Source organism: Massilia sp. BGA-UO-ETr-WB1 (assembly GCF_059567845.1).
In genome coordinates this window covers 1026521-1046689 of sequence record NZ_JCAQOT010000027.1, presented here as the reverse complement: position 1 = coordinate 1046689, position 20169 = coordinate 1026521, and the positions used below count along the sequence as shown (strand labels likewise).

15 protein-coding genes are annotated in these 20169 nt (G+C 66.0%); 8 read left to right on the top strand and 7 right to left on the bottom strand.

The genetic code is table 11. The features are described 5' to 3' along the window. The first annotated feature begins 27 nt into the window (after nt 1-27). The gene (locus AC56DV_RS31395; protein WP_496318117.1) at nt 28-1983 is read left to right on the top strand and encodes a family 43 glycosylhydrolase; all 1956 of its coding nucleotides are present in this window, start codon (nt 28-30) and stop codon (nt 1981-1983) included. Between the two features lie 79 nt (nt 1984-2062). On the opposite strand, the gene AC56DV_RS31390 is transcribed toward AC56DV_RS31395, so the two are convergent. Then, nucleotides 2063-2437, bottom strand: a complete 375-nt coding sequence (locus tag AC56DV_RS31390) for a winged helix-turn-helix transcriptional regulator (protein WP_496318116.1) — start codon at nt 2435-2437, stop codon at nt 2063-2065. Nucleotides 2438-2562: 125 nt separating this feature from the next. Between AC56DV_RS31390 and AC56DV_RS31385 the strand changes: the two genes are divergently transcribed. Next, nucleotides 2563-3303, top strand: a complete 741-nt coding sequence (locus tag AC56DV_RS31385) for an SDR family NAD(P)-dependent oxidoreductase (RefSeq protein ID WP_496318115.1) — start codon at nt 2563-2565, stop codon at nt 3301-3303. 68 nt (nt 3304-3371) lie between these two features. Continuing rightward, nucleotides 3372-3851: a VOC family protein gene (locus tag AC56DV_RS31380; protein WP_496318114.1), complete on the top strand. Its 480-nt coding sequence runs from the start codon at nt 3372-3374 to the stop codon at nt 3849-3851. A gap of 24 nt (nt 3852-3875) precedes the next feature. Here the strand turns inward: AC56DV_RS31380 and AC56DV_RS31375 are convergent, their stop codons facing one another. From AC56DV_RS31375 to AC56DV_RS31350, 6 genes are read right to left on the bottom strand one after another with little or no spacing between them, the layout of a single operon-like run. After that, entirely contained in the window at nt 3876-5282 is a 1407-nt protein-coding gene (locus AC56DV_RS31375) for an FGGY-family carbohydrate kinase (protein WP_496318113.1), read from the bottom strand. After that, nucleotides 5279-6304: an ABC transporter permease gene (locus tag AC56DV_RS31370; RefSeq protein WP_496318112.1), complete on the bottom strand. Its 1026-nt coding sequence runs from the start codon at nt 6302-6304 to the stop codon at nt 5279-5281. Before AC56DV_RS31370 ends, AC56DV_RS31375 begins: the two co-directional genes overlap by 4 nt. Continuing rightward, nucleotides 6301-7317 (bottom strand): ABC transporter permease, encoded by a 1017-nt coding sequence (locus tag AC56DV_RS31365; RefSeq protein WP_496318111.1) that lies wholly within the window; start codon nt 7315-7317, stop codon nt 6301-6303. Before AC56DV_RS31365 ends, AC56DV_RS31370 begins: the two co-directional genes overlap by 4 nt. After that, nucleotides 7314-8957 (bottom strand): sugar ABC transporter ATP-binding protein, encoded by a 1644-nt coding sequence (locus AC56DV_RS31360; protein ID WP_496318110.1) that lies wholly within the window; start codon nt 8955-8957, stop codon nt 7314-7316. The genes AC56DV_RS31365 and AC56DV_RS31360 overlap by 4 nt, the downstream gene beginning before the upstream one ends. Before the next feature lie 12 nt (nt 8958-8969). After that, nucleotides 8970-9974: a rhamnose ABC transporter substrate-binding protein gene (gene rhaS, locus AC56DV_RS31355; RefSeq protein ID WP_496318109.1), complete on the bottom strand. Its 1005-nt coding sequence runs from the start codon at nt 9972-9974 to the stop codon at nt 8970-8972. Further along, the gene (locus AC56DV_RS31350) at nt 9971-10837 is read right to left on the bottom strand and encodes a DeoR/GlpR family DNA-binding transcription regulator (protein WP_496318108.1); all 867 of its coding nucleotides are present in this window, start codon (nt 10835-10837) and stop codon (nt 9971-9973) included. The genes rhaS and AC56DV_RS31350 overlap by 4 nt, the downstream gene beginning before the upstream one ends. A 316-nt stretch (nt 10838-11153) precedes the next feature. On the opposite strand from AC56DV_RS31350, the gene AC56DV_RS31345 reads away from it, so the two are divergent. The 5 genes from AC56DV_RS31345 (at nt 11154) to AC56DV_RS31325 (ending at nt 20162) form a co-directional block, all read left to right on the top strand. Beyond that, nucleotides 11154-13253: a bifunctional rhamnulose-1-phosphate aldolase/short-chain dehydrogenase gene (locus AC56DV_RS31345; RefSeq protein WP_496318107.1), complete on the top strand. Its 2100-nt coding sequence runs from the start codon at nt 11154-11156 to the stop codon at nt 13251-13253. Between the two features lie 75 nt (nt 13254-13328). Next, the gene (gene rhaI, locus AC56DV_RS31340; RefSeq protein WP_496318106.1) at nt 13329-14624 is read left to right on the top strand and encodes an L-rhamnose catabolism isomerase; all 1296 of its coding nucleotides are present in this window, start codon (nt 13329-13331) and stop codon (nt 14622-14624) included. Between the two features lie 20 nt (nt 14625-14644). Then, complete coding sequence (locus AC56DV_RS31335; protein ID WP_496318105.1) at nt 14645-17518, top strand: glycosyl hydrolase; 2874 nt, start codon at nt 14645-14647, stop codon at nt 17516-17518. Continuing rightward, nucleotides 17515-18975 (top strand): glycoside hydrolase family 28 protein, encoded by a 1461-nt coding sequence (locus tag AC56DV_RS31330; protein WP_496318104.1) that lies wholly within the window; start codon nt 17515-17517, stop codon nt 18973-18975. The genes AC56DV_RS31335 and AC56DV_RS31330 overlap by 4 nt, the downstream gene beginning before the upstream one ends. Continuing rightward, nucleotides 18975-20162, top strand: a complete 1188-nt coding sequence (locus tag AC56DV_RS31325; RefSeq protein ID WP_496318103.1) for a glycoside hydrolase family 88/105 protein — start codon at nt 18975-18977, stop codon at nt 20160-20162. Before AC56DV_RS31330 ends, AC56DV_RS31325 begins: the two co-directional genes overlap by 1 nt. Nucleotides 20163-20169 lie beyond the last annotated feature (7 nt).

The following is a 20169-nucleotide window of genomic DNA, read 5'->3' as shown; positions in this document are numbered from 1 at the left end:
CGGCGCCGCAACGTACCGATAAAACAGATGCTTTCAAAACTCACTCTTCTTGCCGCCGCCATGCTGGCGGCATTGCCGGCGGCGGCCGCCGCCTCCGACCCGGTCTTCGGCAACCCGCTGGTGCGCCAGCGCGCCGATCCCCACGTCACGCTGCACAGCGACGGCTACTACTACTTCACGGCCACGGTGCCGGAGTACGACCGCATCGAGCTGCGCCGCGCGCGCACACTGGATGAACTGGGCAGCGCCAAGGCGCAGGTGGTGTGGCGCCAGCACGCCAGCGGCCCGATGAGCTACCACATATGGGCGCCGGAGCTGCACCGCATCGACGGCAAATGGTACATCTACTTCACCGCCGGCCGCGCGGACGCGCACTGGGAAATTCGCCTGTACGTGCTGGAGAACAGCTCGGCCGATCCGCTGCAAGGAGAATGGGTGGAGCGCGGCCAGCTGAAAACGGGCTGGGAAAGCTTCGCGCTGGACGCCACCACCTTCGCGCTGGGCGGCAAGCGCTACCTGGCCTGGACGCAGCGCGGCGCCGAGCCGGCTTACCAGGGCACCAATATCTACCTGGCTGAAATGGACACGCCGCTGTCGATCAAGGGCCCGGCCACCATGCTGTCGCATCCCCAATATGCGTGGGAGAAGGTCAAGCACGATGTCAACGAAGCGCCGTCCGCGCTGGTGCGCAACGGCCGCGTGTACCTCACGTATTCCGCCAGCGCCACCGACGCCAACTACGCCCTCGGCTTGCTGAGCGCCCCGGTGGGCGCCAACCTGCTGGACGCCGCCTCGTGGCGCAAGTCCTCTGTGCCGGTGTTCAAGAGCGCCAATGGCCAGTACGGGCCGGGCCACAACTCCTTCACCACCACGCCGGACGGCAAGACCGACGTGCTGGTCTACCATGCGCGCGACTACCGGGACATCAAGGGCGATCCGCTGCGCGACCAGAACCGGCACACGCGCGTGCAAGTGCTGCGCTGGAATGCCGACGGCACGCCGGACTTCGGCGAACCGGTGGCCGACAAGGCCAGGGTGGCGGCCAAGCCGCTGTTCCGCGATCCGGTGGAAGACGGCGCGGCCGACCCGGTGGTGATCTGGAACGCGGCGCGCGGCAAATGGTGGATGTATTACACCAACCGGCGCGCCAAATCGCCCGGCCTGTCCGGCGTCACCTGGGTGCACGGCACCCGCATCGGCATCGCCGAGTCGGACGACGCCGGCGCCACCTGGACCTACACGGGCGTGGCGGACATTGAACTGCCGCCCGAGCTGGGCGGCAAGGACGCCACGCACTGGGCGCCCGAGATCGTGCAAGGCGACGACGGCGTCTACCACATGTACCTGACCGTGGTGCCGGGCGTGTTCAGCGACTGGAAGCATCCGCGCCACATGGTGCACCTGACCAGCACCGACATGCGCAACTGGCGCAAGCCGGGGCTGATCAAGCTGGCCTCCGAGAGCATCATCGACGCCTGCGTGGCACGCCTGCCGGGCGGCGGTTGGCGCATGTGGTACAACAACGAGGCCGACAGGAAGTCGATCTACTACGCCGACAGCAAGGATCTGACGAACTGGACCGACCATGGCCGCGCCGTCGGCGACCAGGCCGGCGAGGGGCCGAAAGTATTCCAGTGGCGCGGCTCGTGGTGGATGATCACCGACGTGTGGCAAGGCCTGGGCGTGTACCGCTCGGACGACGCCGTCAACTGGAAGCGGCAGCCGGACAATCTGCTGAAGGGGCCGGGGCAGGGCGCGGACGACCAGGTGCAGGGCGGCCATGCGGACGTGGTGGTCAGCGGCGGCCGCGCCTACCTGTTCTATTTCACGCACCCCGGCCGGCGCGGCGCGGACGCCAAGCTGGATGGCCCCGAGCAGCGCCGCAGCTCGATCCAGGTGGCCGAACTGATGGAAGCCGGCGGCATCCTGCGCGTCGAGCGCGACCAGCCCACCAGCATCCTGCTGAAAGCCCCGGCGCCATAGCGTCCCGGCTGACGATCTCCTGCCCCACTCGATGAGGGGCGTTCCCCGCGACACCGGCGGACCGCCGTGTCGCGTTTTTTTATTTTGCCTTGCGCCCGCTTGAGACCGGGCGCTTCGTGTCGACGGTCATCCCATAGGATCTCCACCATGCGGTCAGCGCCTCCATCGTCGGGCCGAGCTGGCGCGCCTTATGCGTGATCTCGTAGTCCACCCGGGGCGGCACCTCGGCGAAAACGGTGCGCGACACCAGGCCGTCCGCCTCCAGTTCGCGCAGCTGCGCCGTCAGCATATGCTGCGTAATGCCCGGTATCGCGCGCCGCAACTCGCCGAAGCGGTGAATCCGCTGATTGAGCAGCCACAGAATCTCCAGTTTCCACTTGCCCGAAAGGAGAGCGAAGGCACGGCGCATCTCTTCGTGCATGTTGATTTCGGCGCTATTAGTCTGCTTTTCCATACTAAGGGTCACTTTTTCATCCTACTTGTTCGGATCAATGTTAGTCCATATTATCGCTTCACGCTACGGATTGGACGTCCACGCCGCGTCGCGCATCAATAAACCCCTACTCATTGGAGAAAGAAATGACTCGACTCAACGGCAAGATTGCCATCGTTACCGGCGCAGGGCGCGGCATAGGCCGCGCCACGGCGAAACTGTTCGCGGCGGAAGGCGCAAAGGTCGCTGTACTGTCGCGCACCCCCGGCAACGTGGAGCAGGTGGTGGCCGACATCCGCGCCGCGGGCGGCTCCGCGCTTGGCATGGTCTGCGATGTAGCCAATCCCGATCAGATCAAGGCTTCGGTCGGCCGGGTGGCGGCCGAATACGGCGGCATCGACATCCTGGTCAATAACGCCTTCGATCCATCCGCAGTGCTGTCGCCCATCCTGGACCTGTCGGCCGAACAATTGCAGCGCAATTTCGAGATGGGGCCGATCTCGTATCTGCGTACCATGCAGGCCTGCTACCCCTGGCTGAAGGCCAGCGGCGAAGGGCGCGTCATCAACTTCGCCTCGCTGGCCGGCGTGCTCGGCATGGTCGGCTACGGCCCTTACAACATGGCTAAGGAGGCGGTGCGCGCGCTGACGCGCTCCGCCGCGCGCGAGTGGGGCGCGGACAATATCACCGTGAACAACGTGCTGCCGGTGGCGGACACCTGGGGCGCGGCCAACGCCCCGCCGCCGGCCAACGCGCTGTCCCGCTATGGCTCGCCGGAGGACGACGTGGCGCCTGTAGTGCTGTTCCTCGCCAGCAGGGACGCGCAGTTCATCACGGGCTACAGTCTCACGCCGGATGGCGGCATGATCATCGACAGCGCGCGCTAAACCGGAAGGCTGGTATGCTGATGGGCCGATGCCGGGCCCAAAACACGGAGACTGAAAGGAGAATTGAAATGAAGAAAAATACGATTTGCCTGTGGTACAAGGACGACGCGGAAGCGGCTGCGCAGTTTTACGCCAGCGTCTTTCCGGACAGCGCGGTCGGCGCGATTCATCACGCGCCTTCCAATTTTCCAGGCGGTAAGGCTGGGCAGGTTCTGACCGTCGAGTTCACCGTGTGCGGCGTGCCATGCCTGGGCCTGAACGGCGGCGATGCTTTCAAGCAGAGCGAGGCTTTTTCCTTCCAGATCGCCACCGATGACCAGGCCGAGACCGACCGCTACTGGAACGCCATCGTCAACAACGGCGGACAGGAGAGCGCGTGCGGCTGGTGCAAGGACAAGTGGGGCCTGTCCTGGCAGATCACGCCGCGCGTGCTGACCGACGCCATGGCCCAGGGCGGCGACGTGGCCAAGCGCGCTTTCGCGGCGATGATGGAGATGGGGAAGATAGACGTCGCCAAGATCGAAGCGGCAGCGCGTGGCGACGCCTAGGGCTGGCTTGCGCGCCGGGCCGCCTTACAGCGCGGCCAGCCAGCGCGCGCGGTAGGCGGCCCAGCCGGGCAGGGCGAGCGGTTCGGCGGCGGCCGGCCGATGGCTGGCGCCGAACCGCCCATCCGGGGCATCCTGCTCATTCTGCCCGCCTGGCTCGCCCCAATGCGCCAGCATCCATGCGCCGAAAGTGGTGCCGCTGGTGTCGTCCGAGCAGGCCACCGCCTGCGCCGGGCGCAGCGCGGCGAGCAGCGGCGCGAAGTAGGGATTGCCGGTATAGCTGCCTTCCACCACGATTTCACCTTCCGACACACCCAGCGCCGACAGGCAATAATCGCTCATCAGCACGCAATACAGCGTGGCCAGCGCATAGCGCTCCTGCGCCGTCCGTGGCGCCGGGCCGGCAACCGAGCCCGCACGGCCGCCGAACGGCCCGCCGGCTGCGGCGAAGCAGGGCAGCGCCATGGTGCCTTGCGTTATCAGCCGTTGCAGATCCTCCACCGAGCACTGCTCGGGCGCCGCGCCGGCCAGTTCGCCGAACTCGCGCCCGCCCATGAAGCGCATGCAGGCCACTGGTTCGCCCAGCGCGTTGCTGTTGGCGAGCATGTCCGCCTCCTCGCGCAGGCCGTCCAGCGGCATGCTGATGGCGGCGGCGATCACCCAGGTCCCGGTCGACAGCACCGTGCGCGGGACCGCGCCGCCCAGATGGCGCAGCAGCGAGGCGTTGCTGTCGTGGATGCCGCAGACAACCTGGCAATCCACCGGCAAGCCGGTTTGCGCCGCCAGCCCCGGCTTCAGTGCGCCCAGCTGCGCCCAGGCCGGCTGCAGCGCGGGAAACAGGCCGCTCCAGTCCATGCGTTCCACTAGCGCGGAATACTGCTGCCGCGCCGGCTGCCACAGATCCGTGTGGCAGCCGAGCGAGGTCACCTCGCTGGCCGCGACGCCGCTCAGGCGCCACGCCCAGTATTGCGGATACATGAGGATATGCCGCGCCCGCGCGAACTGTTCGGGATAGGCGTGCGCCTGCCACGCCAGCTGGCGCCCAAGGTTCAGGCCAGCAGGCAGCAGAGGCGAACGGCTGGACGAGTAGGACGGCCGCAGCGCGCGGTAGGCCGCGTCCTGCGAGGGCGGCAGCTCGAACTCGTAGTCGAGCACCGGCAGCACCAAGCCCTCGTCGTCCACCAGCGCCGCCGTGGCGCCGTGCGTCACGGGGACGATGGCGCCGACGCGGGCCAGCTGCGCGAAGCCGCGCATAACTTCCAGCATCCAGCTCCAGATCCGGTCGGTGTCGTGGTGCGGGTACAGTCCTTCCGCCACGATGGCGTTCGGGCTGCGCTGTTCGGCCAGCGTGCGGCCGGCGCCATCGATCAGCGCCAGCTTGACGTTGGTCTTGCCGATGTCGAGCACGATGGCGGCTGCGCTGGAGCGCGTCATTTGGCCACCTTGCGGCCGCGCAGCAGGCGTGGCAGGGCAATCGTCACCAGCAGCAGGATGCCGACCACGATGGTCATGTAGATGCCGGGGATGTTGGCCAGCGACAGGCCGTACGTCACGGTGCCCAGCGTGAGCACCGCCAGCAGCACGCCGCCGATGGTGCCCGCGCCGCCGGCGATGCTGACGCCGCCCAGGATCACCATGGTGATCACTTCCAGCTCCCAGCCCATGGCGATGTTGGGCCGCGTGCTGCCGATGCGGCCGGTGAGCAGGTAAGCCGCCAGGCCGGCCATGGCGCCCGCCACCATGAACAGCACCAGGCGGTAGCGTTCCACCGGGATGCCGGAGAAGCGCGCCGCCACCGGGTTGTTGCCGATGGCGTAGATGCGGCGGCCCCAGCTGGTTGCGTGCAGCACGAACGCGAAGATGGCGGCGAACACCAGCAGCACCACGAACTCGCGTGGAATGAAGTCGAAGAAGTAGCCCTGGCCCCAGTCCATCATGATCTGCGGGTAGCCGGTGTAGGCCTGGTCGCCCAACACCACGCTGGCCAGTCCGCGAAACAGCGACACGGTGCCGATGGTGACGACGATCGAAGGCAGCGCCCAGCGCGTCACCAGCCAGCCGTTCAGCCAGCCGCAGGCGGTACCGGTGGCCAGCGCCACGAACAGCAGGCTTTCCGGCGGCAGGCCGATGGATTTGGCGTAGCCCATGGCCACCGACGACAGCGCCAGCGTGCCGGCCACCGAGATGTCGATCTCGCGGCAGATGATCAGCAGCGCCATGGGCAGGGCGATCAGCGCCTTCTCGCTGAAGTTGAAGGTGCCGTCGGCCAGGTTGTAGGGGTCGAGGAAGTTCGGCAACACGATGCCGCAGACCACGAAGGACGCCGCCAGCAGCAGGGCCAGCAGGCTTTCCCAGCGGCCCAGCGCCGCGCCCAGGCGGAAGCCGGGACGGTCCTGGATGATGTAACGGGACGTGGATGCAGACGAGGATGTAGACGAAACAGGCGCAGGATTCACGCGGCACTCCCAGTGGCAGGTTGAGCAGGTTTAACGAGATGCAGCGGCAGGATCTGGCGGCCGGCGCTCTTGTTGCCGCGCGCGTTGATCATGACGGCGGTCAGGATGACGATGCCGGTCAGCGCGCTTTGCCAGAACGGCGACACTTTCAGCACCGGCAGGGCGTTGCCGATCACGGCCAGGAACAGCGCACCGAGCACCGCGCCTGCCACCGTGCCGGTGCCGCCGGCGATGCTGATGCCGCCGATCACGCAGGCCGCAATCACGGTGAACTCGAAGCCGTAGGCGATTTCCGTGTAGGCCACCGCGTAGCGCGCCACCCACAGGTAGCCGCACAGGCCCGCCACCAAGCCGGACAGGCCGTAAGTCCATAGCAGGCGGCGCGCGATCGGAATGCCGACATAGCGCGCCGACGCCGGCTCGTTGCCCACTGCGTACAGGTCGCGGCCGAAGCGGCTGTGGCGGGCGATGAACACCGCCGCCAGCACGGTTGCCGCAGCGATCCACACCAGGTGGCTGATGCCGAACAGGCGGGTCAGCGGGAAGGCGATGAAGTCTGGCGGCATCTGGTGCGACGACACCCACGCGCCGCCGGACAGCACGAACACCAGTCCACGGTAGACGCTCATGGTGCCCAGCGTGACGACGATGGGCGGCAGTTGCAGGTAGCCGATCAGCCAGCCGTTGATCAGGCCCAGCGCCAGGCCGATGGCCACGGCGGACAGCATCACCAGCAACAGCGGCAGTTCCGGGTAGCGCGCCGCCAGCAGCGCGGACATCATGCCCGACAGCGCCAGGTTGGACGCCACCGACAGATCCACGCCGCGCGTGACGATCACCAGCATCTGCGCCAGCGCCAGCATGATCAGCAGCGTGCTGTCGGTGAGCAGGCCGGCCAGGCTGGCGCCGCTCAGGAACACCGGCGCGCGCAGGCCCACCAGCAGGATCAGGCCCACTATCATCAGCGCCAGCAGCGCCTCCCTTTGTTTCAGCAAGCTTTTCAGTGCGTTCATGCGCATTCCTCTACCTGCAGCGCGCAGCCCGAAGCCGCCGCCACCACTTTCTCAGGCGTGGCCTCGGCCCGCTCGAATACATTGGTGATGTGCCCCTGGTGCATCACCACCACGCGGTCCGCCAGCCCCAGCACTTCCGGCAGCTCGGACGACACCAGGATCACCGACAGGCCTTTGCCAACCAATTCGCTGACGAATTTATGCACGGCGGCCTTGGAGCCGATGTCGATGCCCTTGGTCGGCTCGTCCAGGATGATCACGCGCGGATTGGTGGCCAGCCATTTGCCCAGCACCACCTTCTGCTGGTTGCCGCCCGAAAGTTCGGAGACCAGCTGCGTCAGGTGGCTGGCCTTCAGCTCCAGCTGCTCGCTGAAGTGGCGCGCGATGCTGTTCTCCTGCGCGCGGCGGCTGCGCAGCAGGAAGCCCACCTTGCCGAGGATGGGCAGGGTGATGTTCTGCAGGATGGGTAGCGACAGGTGCGCGCCCTGGTGCTGGCGGTCTTCCGGCACGTAGGCGATGCCGTTGGCGATGGCGTCGGCGGGGCAGGTGATGCGCACCTGCCGGCCGCCCAGCTTGACCGAGCCGCGCACGCCGGTGCTCAGGCCGAACAGCGCCTGCATCACTTCGGAGCGGCCGGCGCCGACCAGGCCGTAGAAGCCCAGGATCTCGCCCTGGCGCAGCGTGAAGCTCACGTTCTCGAATTCGGTGGGGTGGCAGAAGCCGTCCACTTCCAGCAGCACCGGGCCGGGCGTCACGTCCGCCTTGGGATAGGCCTGGTGCACCGCGCGGCCCACCATCAGCGCCACCAGTTCCGGTTCGGTGATGTCGCACAGCGCGCCTTCGGCGATGAACTGGCCGTCGCGCAGCACGGTGTAGCGGTCCGCCACGGCGAAGATCTCGTCGAATTTGTGCGAAATGAAGATGACGGCGGTGCCCGCCGCGCGCAGCTGGGCGATGATGCGGTACAGCTCCTGGATTTCGCGCTGCGACAGCGAAGCGGTCGGCTCGTCCATGATGACCACGCGCGCATCCTGCGACAAGGCGCGCGCTATTTCAACGAAGTGGCGCTGCGCCACGCTCAGGTCTTTCACCTTGGCGCGCACCGGCAGCGATACTTCCAGGCGTTCGAACAGTTTTTCCGCTTCGGCCTCGATCAGGCGCCAGTCCACGCGGCCAAGCGCTCCCTTGCAGGGGTGGCGGCCGACGTAGATGTTCTCGGCCACGGTGAGCTCGTCGAACATCACCGTTTCCTGGTGCACGGCGGTGATCCCGGCGCGCATGGCTTCCTGCGCGCTGGCGAAGGCCACCGGTTTGCCGCACAGTTCCATGGTGCCTTCGTCCGGGCGGTAGATGCCGGTCAGCGTCTTGACCAGCGTCGACTTGCCGGCGCCGTTTTCCCCGATCAGCGCCATCACTTCGCCGGGGCGCACGGATAGCGCTACCTTATTCAGCGCCACGATGCCGGCGAAGCGTTTGCTGATGCCGGTCAGCGCCAGCACCGGCGCGGGCAGGGCGGCGGCCGCCGGCACGGATCCAGCCACTGGCTGCGCAGCCGTCCCGCCAGCCGCGCCGGCCGATCCGGCCGCTGGTCCGCCCGTCTGCAGCGGCACGCCGCCGTCTACTAACAAATTGAGTTGCATGCTGCGTCCGCGTCAGAAGATTTTGGAGAACTTGTCGACGTTCTCTTTGTTATAGGTGAACGGTGCGCCCATGGCCGCCTCGCCGCCCGCGTCGATCGCGATGGTGCCCATGCGGCCGGCCGATACCGAGCCGCCTGCCTTCGCATTCGGCGCGCCCTTGACGAAGTCGTACGCCGCGTAAGTGGCGGCGTAGCCCAGGTCGATCGGATTCCAGATCGCGAACTCGCGCACCGCGCCGGTCTTCACGTGGCCCGCCATTTCGGACGGCAGTCCCAGGCCGGTCACGAACACCTTGCCCACCAGGTGCTCGTCCACCACGGCCTTGCTGGCCGCGTTGATGCCCACGGTGGTCGGCGCGATGATGGCCTTCAGGTTCGGATTGCTGCGCAGCAGGCCGATGGCTTCGCGGTAGCTCTTGTCCGACTGGTCGTCGCCGTACACCGTGGCCACCAGTTTCAGCTTGGAGAACTCCGGCTTGGCCAGCTCGGTCTTCATCACGTTGATCCAGATATTCTGGTTGGTGGCCTGCGCGGAAGCCGACAGGATGGCGATCTCGCCGGCGCCGCCAATGGCGTCCGACGCCATCTGGATCTGCTTCTGCCCGATCAGGCTGGCGTTCGAGGGATTTAGCTGCATCAGACGGCCTTCCGCCGCCAGGCCGCTGTCGAAGGAGATCACCTTGATGCCGCGCGCCATGGCCTTCTTCGCGATCGGCACCAGCGCATCCGGGTCATTCGCCGATATCACGATGGCGCTCACCTTCTGGCTGATCAGCGAGTTGATGATCTCGATCTGCCCCTCGGCGCTCGGCGTGGTGGGGCCGGTGTAGATGATCTCCACATCCTTCAGCTGGGCTGCCGCCTCGTTGGCGCCGGCGTGGGCCGCGTCGAAGAAGCCGTTGCCCAGGCTTTTCACCACCATGGCGATGCGCACCTTCTCCGGCTTTTTTTCACAGCCGGTAAAGGCAACGAGCATGCTTGCGGCCAGCGCCGCGATTGCAAGGTTCTTGAGCTTCAATGCGAGATCTCCGATTGGTACATGGACGCGGTCTGGTAGTCGAACGCCGGGTTGTAGTTGGGGGTGTTCACCTGCGGCGGCATCGCTTCCGGTTCCACCGTCACCACGCGGATGCCCGACTGCTCCATCAGCTGCACCGCCGAATCGGAGGCGTGGGTGTCGGTGATGACCGTGGACACGCGGTTCAAGCCGCACAGGATCAGGCCGGCCTTCTTCTGGAACTTGGAACTGTCGGCCAACACGATCAATTCTTCGGCCTGGCTGATCAAGCGCTTCTCAGCCTGGATCAGCAGCGGGTCGGCCTCCATCAGTCCCAGCAGCGACAGGCCATACACGCTCATGAACATCTTGGCCGCGTAGTGGTGCTGGGTGATGTCGTTGTCGAAGGGGCTGAGGATCACGTTCTGTTCGCGGTATACCTTGCCGCCGGGGAGGATGATCTCGTTCTCGCTCGATACCAGCAGGCGCTCGGCCATGAGGAAGGAGTTGGTGAGGATCTTGAGGTGCTGGTCCACCAGGAACTCGGCCATCATGAAGGTGGTGGTGCCACCGTTGATGATGATGGTTTCGCCCTCCGTGCACATGCCGGCGGCGTAGCGGGCGATGGCGCGCTTGCGCTCGGCGTAGCATTGAATGTTGTTCTGGAAGGTTTCGCTGGTGAGCGGGAAACCGCGCTTTTTCTGTTGCAGATTGGTTGCGCCACCCCGCGTGCGGGTAAGCAGATTGCGGCCGGCCAGCCAGCTGATGTCCCTGCGGACGGTAGCAGGCGAGGCGTTGAGCCACTCGACCAGTTGAGGCACGCTAGCCGTATTATGTTCGGCGAGCAGCTTCAACAAACGTTTACGGCGCTTGTGATTTACCATTTCTGTCTCCTCTTATTTTGTGTCTACTCAAGTTCGCCCGCCGGTTTTATCCGCCGGCGGTGCCAGGTGATCACTTTATTAACGATAGAGACTAATCATTTTGGCCTGACCAGTCAATCAGGCTTCGCTCAACTACTTGATTATTTCCGCCGCATTGCAGCATAACGAGCACATTCCAATCAACGATATGATTATTTCGTTCTTAGTCATCATGTTGATTGCTTCCGCATTGACACCCCATACCCCGCTGATTTCTACTGATTGCAGTTGCCGCGAAGGCAAAAAGTCACACATACCCCACAACGGAGATCAGCAAATGAAAGACCCGAAGCAGAAAGAACCGATCGCTTCCCTATGGAATGACAGCGCGGCCGCCGCCATGAGCGAGCCGGAACTGCTTCTGTACCGCTCCAACCTGCTGGGTTCAGACCTGCGCATTACCAATTTCGGCGGCGGCAACACCTCCGCCAAGGTCATGATGGCCGACCCGCTCAGCGGCGAACAGGTGGAAGTACTGTGGGTGAAAGGCTCCGGCGGCGATCTGGGCAGCATCAAGCTGGACGGCTTCTCGACCCTGTACATGGACAAGCTGCAGGCGCTCAAGCAGCGCTACCGCGGCCTGGCGCTGGAAGACGAGATGGTGGCCTACCTGCCGCACTGCACCTTCAACCTGAACCCGCGCGCCGCCAGTATCGACACCCCGCTGCACGCCTACATCGACCGCAAGCACGTCGACCACATGCACCCGGACTCCTGCATCGCCATCGCGGCCTGCAAGAACAGCGAAGCGCTGACCGCCAAGATTTTCGAAGGTGAACTCGGCTGGCTGCCGTGGCAGCGTCCCGGCTACGACCTGGGCCTGAAACTGGAAGCGCTGTCGAAATCGCAGCCGCAGCTGAAGGGCATCATCCTGGAAGGCCACGGCCTGTTCACCTGGGGCGACACCGCCAAGAGCTGCTACGAAACCACGCTCAACATCATCAAGCGCGCCGAGGAATGGCTGGCCGCGAACGTGAAGCAGCCGGTGTTCGGCGGCGCCGGCACCACGCCGCTGGCGGCCGAAGCGCGTTCCGCGCTGGCAGCGAAACTGATGCCTGTCCTGCGCGGCAAGATCAGCCAGGACGAGTACAAGCTGGGCCACTTCGACGACAGCGACACGGTGCTGGAATTCGTCTGCAGCAAAGACCTGGCGCCGCTGGCCGCGCTGGGCACCTCCTGCCCGGACCACTTCCTGCGCACCAAGATCCGCCCGTTCGTGATCGACTTCGATCCGGCCAAGCCGGACTTCGACGGCCTGGTGGCCGGCCTCGACGCGCAGCTGGAAGCCTACCGCGCCGACTACCGCGCCTACCACGAGCGCTGCAAGCATGACAACAGCCCGGCCGTGCGCGACGCCAATCCGATCATCTACCTGATTCCCGGCGTGGGCATGCTGTCCTTCGCCAAGGACAAGGCCACCGCGCGCATCGCCGGCGAGTTCTATGTCAACGCCATCAACGTGATGCGCGGCGCAAACGGCGTAGACACCTACGTCGGCCTGCCGGAACAGGAAGCGTTCGACATCGAATACTGGCTGCTGGAAGAAGCGAAGCTGCAGCGCATGCCGAAGCCCAAAAGCCTGGCCGGCCGCATCGCGCTGGTCACCGGCGGCGCCGGCGGCATCGGCCAGGCGGTGGCCCGCCAGCTGCTGCAAGAGGGCGCATGCGTGATGCTGACCGATATCGACGGCGAAGCGCTGGAGCAGGCCCACAAGGACCTGGCCAAGGCCGCAGGCAAGGACAGCGTGGGCAGCATCGTCGCCAACATCACCAGCGAGCAGGCGGTGGAGGACGTGATCAACGCGTCGGCGCTGCGTTTCGGCGGCATCGACCTGCTGGTTTCCAACGCCGGCATCGCCTCGTCGGCGCCGCTGGACGAAACCACGCTGGAAATCTGGAACCGCAACCAGGACATCCTGGTCACCGGCTACTTCCTGGCCAGCCGCGCCGCTTTCCGCATCATGAAGCAGCAGAAGCTGGGCGGCAGCATGGTGTTCGTGGCGTCCAAAAACGGCTTGGTGGCATCGGCCGGCGCTTCGGCCTACTGCACTGCCAAGGCGGCGGAAATCCACCTGGCGCGCTGCATTGCGCTGGAAGGCGCGCCGCACGGCATCCGCGTCAACGTGGTCAATCCCGACGCCGTGATCCGCGGTTCCCGCATCTGGGACGGAAAATGGAAGCAGGAACGCGCGCAGTCGAATAAAATCGGCGCGGACGACGTGGAGGATTTCTACCGCCAGCGCAGCATGCTGAAACTGAGCGTGCTGCCGGAGGACATCGCCGAGGCGGTGTACTTCCTGGCCAGCGACAAGGCAGGCAAGAGCACCGGCAACATCCTGAACGTGGATGCCGGCAACGCGGCCGCCTTCACCCGCTAACGCGCCAGGCAACGCCAAGCAACTCGGCAGGCATGCGCTGCATGCCTGCCTTCATAAGAACAGATGGAGACTGGAATGAGCACTTTGATCGACGCCGGCCGCGTGGCCGAACACAACGCAAAACTGCAGGCGAACCTGCAAGCCGACTACGACGCGCTGGCCGGCGTGCTGGCCCGCCGCGGCCAGGATATCGAAAAGCTGACTGCCGTTGCGCAGCGCTTCGCGGTAGCGCTCCCGAGCTGGGGCGTGGGCACCGGCGGCACGCGTTTCGCGCGCTTCCCAGGCAAGGGCGAGCCGCGCAACGTGTTTGAGAAGATGGAAGACTGCGGCGTGATCCACCAGCTCACGCGCGCCACGCCGAGCGTGTCGCTGCACTTCCCGTGGGATAAGACCACCGACCCGGCGGCGCTGCGCCAGCAGGCCGAGGGCTACGGCCTGGGCTTCGACGCGGTGAATTCGAACACCTTCCAGGACCAGCAGGGCCAGGAACACAGCTACAAATACGGCAGCCTGACCTCGCAGGACGCGGCCACCCGCGCCCAGGCCGTGGCGCACAATATCGAATGCATCGAACTGGGCAAGGCGCTCGGCTCGAAAGGCCTGACCGTGTGGGTGGGCGACGGCGCCAACTTCCCCGGCCAGCACAACCTGCGCGGCGCGCTGGAGCGCTACCTGGACAGCGCGCGCGGCATCTACGCCGCGCTGCCGGACGACTGGCAGATGTACATCGAGCACAAGCTGTTCGAGCCGGCCTTCTACGCCACCACCATCGCCGACTGGGGCACCAGCTTCGCCTGCGCGCAGCAGCTGGGCCCGAAAGCGAAATGCCTGGTCGACCTGGGCCACCACGCGCCCAACACCAATATCGAGATGATCGTGGCGCGCCTGGCGCAGTTCGGCAAGCTGGGCGGTTTCCACTTCAACGACAGCAAATACGGCGACGACGACCTGGATTCGGGCAGCATCAACCCGTTCCAGCTGTTCCTGGTCTTCAATGAGCTGGCGGACGCTGAGCAGCGCGACGGCGCCAGCTTCAACCCGGCCTACATGCTGGACCAGTCGCACAACGTGACCGATCCGATCGAAAGCCTGATGAACAGCGCCGCCGAAGTGCAGCGCGCCGCCGTGCAGGCAGCGCTGGTGGACCGCGCAGCGCTCAAGCAGTACCAGGCGAACAACGACGCGCTGCAATCGGCGCAGGCGCTGAAGCAGGCCTACCGCACCGACGTCAGCGCCATCCTGGCCATGGCGCGCGTGCGTTCGGGCGGCGCCATCGATCCGGTGGCATGCTACCGCGCATCGGGCTACCGCGAGAAGGCGGCCGAAGCGCGTCCGGCAAAGGCAGGCGCCAGCAGCAGCGGCATCGTTTAAACGCCCGCCGGAGCCCATCGATGAGCAAGCGCACCATGCGCAGGACGGCGGCTACGCGTAACATTTCCTCAACATGGCTCGCTGCGGCGGTGGCCGCCACCGTGGCTGCCGTGGCGGCCGGCGGGGCGCTTGCCTCGGCCGGCGCTGGTGCCGCAGCGGCCGCAGGCGCTGCGGCTGGAGCGGCCAAGGCGTTCGTGCCGCCCGCACCGGTGCGGTTCAACCGCGTGGCCGAGGTGGCGGCGCGGCTGGCGGTTCCGCCGGACGACGCCAAAGCCATGGTGCGCTGGTGGTGGTTCGGCCCCAACGTGGTCAAATCGCAGCTGGAGCGCGAAATGCAGGCCATGAAGGCGGGCGGTTTCGGCGGGTTCGAAATCCAGCCCGTCTACCCCATGGAACTGGACGACCCGGCGCGCGGCATCCGCAACGTTCCCTATCTTTCCCCTGAGTTCCTCGACGCGGTCAGCTTCGTCAACGTGAAAGCGCACGAGCAGAAACTGCGGGTGGACATGACGCTGGCCAGCGGCTGGCCCTACGGCGGCCCGAACGTGCCGGTCACCGAGGCGGCAAGCCGCATGCGGGTAGCCGCCGTCGCCATTCCCGCCCACGCCGAATCCTGGCCGCTGCCGTCCGTGATGAGCGGCGAAAAGCTGGTGGCCGCCTTCATCGGCGAAGGCACCGAGAAGCAGTACGACGCCACCAGGCTGCGCCTGATCGGGCCGGAGGACGTCAAACCAGCAGGCGCAGGCCGCGCTTCCGCCGCGCCATCCTCCCAGGCCCGCGTGGCCGTGTACTACATCGCCAGCCGCACCGGCCAGCAGGTCAAGCGCGCCGCGCTGGGCGCCGAAGGCTTCGTGCTCGACCACCTGAGCCGGACCGCCATCGACCATCACCTGGACACCGTTGGCGAGCCGCTGCTCAAGGCCTTCGGCGACAAGCCGCCGTACGCCGTGTTCTCGGATAGCCTGGAAGTCTACGGCACCGACTGGACCGACGATTTCCTGGCCGAGTTCCAGCGCCGCCGTGGCTACGATCTCAAGCCTCATCTGCCCGCCGTCTACAGCGGCGAGGGGCCGAACGCCGGCGCGCTGCGCCGCGACTGGGCGCTCACGCAAACGGAACTGGTCAACGAACGCTATCTGACCCCGCTGAACGACTGGGCCACCGCCCACCGCACCCAGTTCCGCTCCCAGACTTACGGCGAGCCGGCCGTCTCGATGTCCAGCAACCGCCTGGTGGCGCTGCCGGAAGGCGAGGGGCCGCAGTTCCGCAGCTTCTCGTTCACGCGGCTGGCCACGTCAGCCGGCCACCTGTACAACCGGCCCGTGGTTTCCGCCGAGACCTGGACCTGGCTCAATTCGCCCGCCTTCAGCGCCACGCCGCTGGACATGAAGGTGGAGGCCGACCGCATGCTGCTGCAGGGCGTGAACCAGTTCGTCGGCCACGGCTGGCCGTACACGCCGCCCGGCGCGCAGGAACCCGGCTATGCCTTTTACGCCGCCGCCGTCTTCAACGACCACCAGCCATGGTGGAACGTGATGCCGGACGTGAACGCCTACCTGCAGCGCACCAGCTACCTGCTGCGCCAGGGCCTTCCGGCCAACCAGGTGGCGGTGCTGCTGCCGAACGACGACGTCTATGCCGCGCTCAAGCCGGCCAAGGTGTCGCTGTCGGCCGAAATGCACAAGCACGTCACGCCGCTGCTGACCGAGCAGATTCTCGACGCAGGCCACAACCTCGATTATGTCGATGCGGAATCCATCCTGGCGCTGGGCGTGAAGCATCCGGTGCTGGTGATGCCCCATGTGAAGCGGCTGGCGCCGGAGGTGCTGGCCAAGTTGCAGGCCTACGTGCGCGGCGGCGGCAAGATCATCGCCGTCGGCAGCACGCCGTCGCTGGCTCCCGGCTATGCCGATGCGGCGCGCATCAGTGACCAGGTGGCCGCCGCCTCGAAGGCATTGTTCGCCTCCGGTGCGCAAGTGCAGGTAGTAGCGGACGACGCTGCCGTGGGCGGCGCGCTGAAGAAAGCGCTGCCAGGCGATCTGCGACTGGCGTCCAGTCAGTCCGACGTCGGCTACATCCGCCGCAAGCTGGCCGACGGCGACATCTACTTCATCGCCAACACCAGCAACCGCGAAGTCCGCACCACGGCGACGCTGGGCTACACGCGCCGCTCGGCTGCGTGGTGGGATCCGCAGGACGGCAAAATCACGCCGGCCAACGTGAAGCCGAACTTTGCGTTGACCCTGGCGCCATACGAGTCCCGCGTGCTGGTGCTGTCCGACGCGGCGCAAGCGGCAGTGCCTGGCATGGCCGCCGGCGCCGCCAGAACGCCTGCTGCGGCCGCGCCGACGTTGCTGGCGGACCTGAGCCGCGACTGGCAGCTGGCTTTCCCCGGCGCCCAGCCGCAGGCCATGCCCGGGCTGCGTTCCTGGACCGACACGCCGGCAAAACGCTACTACTCCGGCGAAGGCGTCTACACGAAGGACGTCAACCTGCCCGCAGCGCCGCAGGACGGCTCCCGCGTCACGCTGGACTTCGGCCCCGGCACGCCGCTGGACAGCACGCCCAAAGTACCGGCCGGCATGCGCGCCATGCTGGAAAGCCCGGTGCGTGAAGCCGCCGTGGTGTACATCAACGGCCAGCGCGCAGGTTCGGTCTGGAAGCCGCCGTACCAGATCGACGTTACGCCATGGCTGAAAGCAGGCAGCAACCGTATCGAAGTTCGCGTCGCCAATCTTGCGCTGAACGGTCTGGCCGGCCAGGAACGCCCCGACTACCGCCTGCTGTCCGCCCGCTACGGCCAGCGCTTCGTGCCGCAGGACACGCACCTGATCGAGCCCAAGCCGTCCGGCATGCTCGGCCCCGTGCGCCTGCTGTCGGAGCAGATCAAATGAGGAACAACATGCAAGCAAGATGGATACAGGCCGCGCTGGCCGCCGTGCTGGCAACCGCCATGGCGCTGGCCATGCCGGGCGCCAGCGCCAAGGACTACAGCGTGGACAAGTACGGCGCCAAGGGCGACGGCACCACCATGAACACCAAGGCCATCCAGGCCGCCATCGATGCGGCCGCCAAGGATGGCGGCCGCGTCGTGTTCCCGGCCGGGATATACCTGAGCGGTTCGATCTTCGTCAAGAGCGGCGTGACGCTCAACGTGGGGAAGGGGGCCACCATCCTCGGTTCGCAGAACATCAAGGACTACCCCGTGATGCCGACCCGCATCGCAGGCATCGAGATGAGCTGGCCGGCCGCGCTGGTGAATGTGTATGAGCAGAAGAACGCCGTCATCGAAGGCGAAGGCACTATCGACGGCGACGGCAAGGTGTTCTGGGACAGCTACTGGACCCTGCGCAAGGAGTACGAGCCGCGCGGCCTGCGCTGGGCCTCGGACTATGACGCGCAGCGTCCGCGCCTGGTGCAGGTGTTCAACTCGTCCAACGTGAAAGTGGGCGGCGGCCTGCTGCTGCGCCGCTCCGGCTTCTGGACGCTGCACATCTGCTACTCCAGCGACGTGACCGTGGACGGCGTTGTGATCCGCAACAACGAGGGCGGACGCGGACCTTCCACCGACGGCATCGACATCGACTCGTCCAAGCGCATCCTGGTGCAGAACGCGGACATCGCCGTCAACGACGACGCGCTGTGCCTGAAAGCGGGGCGCGACTCGGACGGCCAGCGCGTGGCCCGCACCACGGAAGACGTGGTGATACGCGACTCCATCGTGCGCGACGGCGCCGCCGGGCTCACCTTCGGCAGCGAAACGGCGGGAGGCTTCCGCAATATCGAAGCCTACAACATCACCGTGGTCGGCAATGTTCCGGTGGGTATCCTGTTCAAGTCGGCGCACACCCGTGGCGGCTTCGGCGAGAACCTGCGCCTGCACGATTTCAAGATGACCGACATCCCGGTCGTCATGCGCATCACCATGAACTGGAACCCGAGCTACAGCTACGCCACCATCCCACCGGAGATCAAGGAGTATCCGCCGTACTGGAAAGTGCTGGCCACGCCGGTGCCGAAAGAGAAGGGCCGCGCCTACTTCCACGACGTGAGCATCTGGAACATCAAGGCCACCGGCGCCACCACGGCGTTCGAGGTGAGCGGCTACAAGGAAGTGCCGCTGGAACGCTTCAGCCTGAAGAACATCGATATCCAGGCCAGGCAGGGTGGCCATATCTATGACGTGAAGGATTGGCAGTTCACCGACGTGAAACTGGCGCTGACCGCGCCGGTGGAGCTGGAAGACGCCGCCGCCGTGCGCGGCCTGCCTGCCGGCGCCACCGTGGTGCGCCAGGCGCGCAAAGTGGAAGACCCATCCAAGAAGAGCTTTGAAGAACAGGACAAGACCTGATGGCTAAGAAGACCGCACTTTTCATCTCCCTGGGGCTAGCATTTGGCATTGCATCCGCGCAGCAGAACTACCCGCTGCCCACGCCGGCCCAGCAGGCCATCGTGGACAAGGACACCAGCCGCAAGTTCGGCGACGCGCCCGCCGACGGCGGCCCCCTGGCCACCGACCTGTCGCCCGCGCTGCAGCCTTCCGCCATCGACAAGGCGCTGCGAAAGGTAGCCGACTGGCAGCTGGAGCGCACCATGCGCCACCTGGACAAGATCTGGACCTCGGCCGTGCTGTTCACCGGCTTCATGGCCGCCAGCGAAGCCACCGGCGACCCGAAATACCGCAACGCCATGCTGACCATGGCCAAGGGTTTCAACTGGGAGCTGCGCACGCCGTACCCGAACGCGGACGACATCAGCGTGGCGCAGACCTACCTTGAGCTGTACGCTCTGGACCCGTCGCCCGAAAAGCTGGCGGCAACCCGCACCCAGCTGGACATCCTGATCAGCCTGACAACGCTGAAGCCCGGCGACGACCGCCTGCCATGGTGGTGGTGCGACGCGCTCTTCATGGCGCCCCCGGTATGGCTGAAGATGTACAAGGTCACCGGCGAACGCAAATACCTGGATTACGTGCACGAGCAATGGCAGAAGACTTACGACCTGCTGTACGACAAGCAGGAGCACCTGTACGCGCGCGACGCGAGCTACATCGGCAAGACTGAGCCAAACGGCAAGAAGATCTTCTGGTCGCGCGGCGAAGGCTGGGTGCTGGGCGGGCTGGCGCGCAGCATCGACTACATTCCTGCGGACGATCCGAAACGGCCGTTCTACATCCAGCAGCTGCGTGAAATGTCGGCGGCGGTGGCGAAAATCCAGGGACCGGACGGCCTATGGCACGCCGGCCTGCTGGATCCTGCCACCTATCCGCTGCCCGAGATTTCGGGCTCGGCGCTGTTCGTGTATGGCATGGCCTATGGCGTAAACCAGGGCTACCTGGACGGCAAGACCTACCGCCCGGTGATCGAGCGCGCATGGGCCGGCATCCTGAAGAGCGTGTACGCGGACGGTCGCCTGGGCGGCATCCAGCAGACAGGTGCGGAACCGGCGTTCTACCGGCCCGCGTCCAGTTTTAACTACGGCGTGGGCGGCTTCCTGCTGGCTGCGGCCGAACTGAAGAAGATGGCGGCAAAAAAATGACGATACG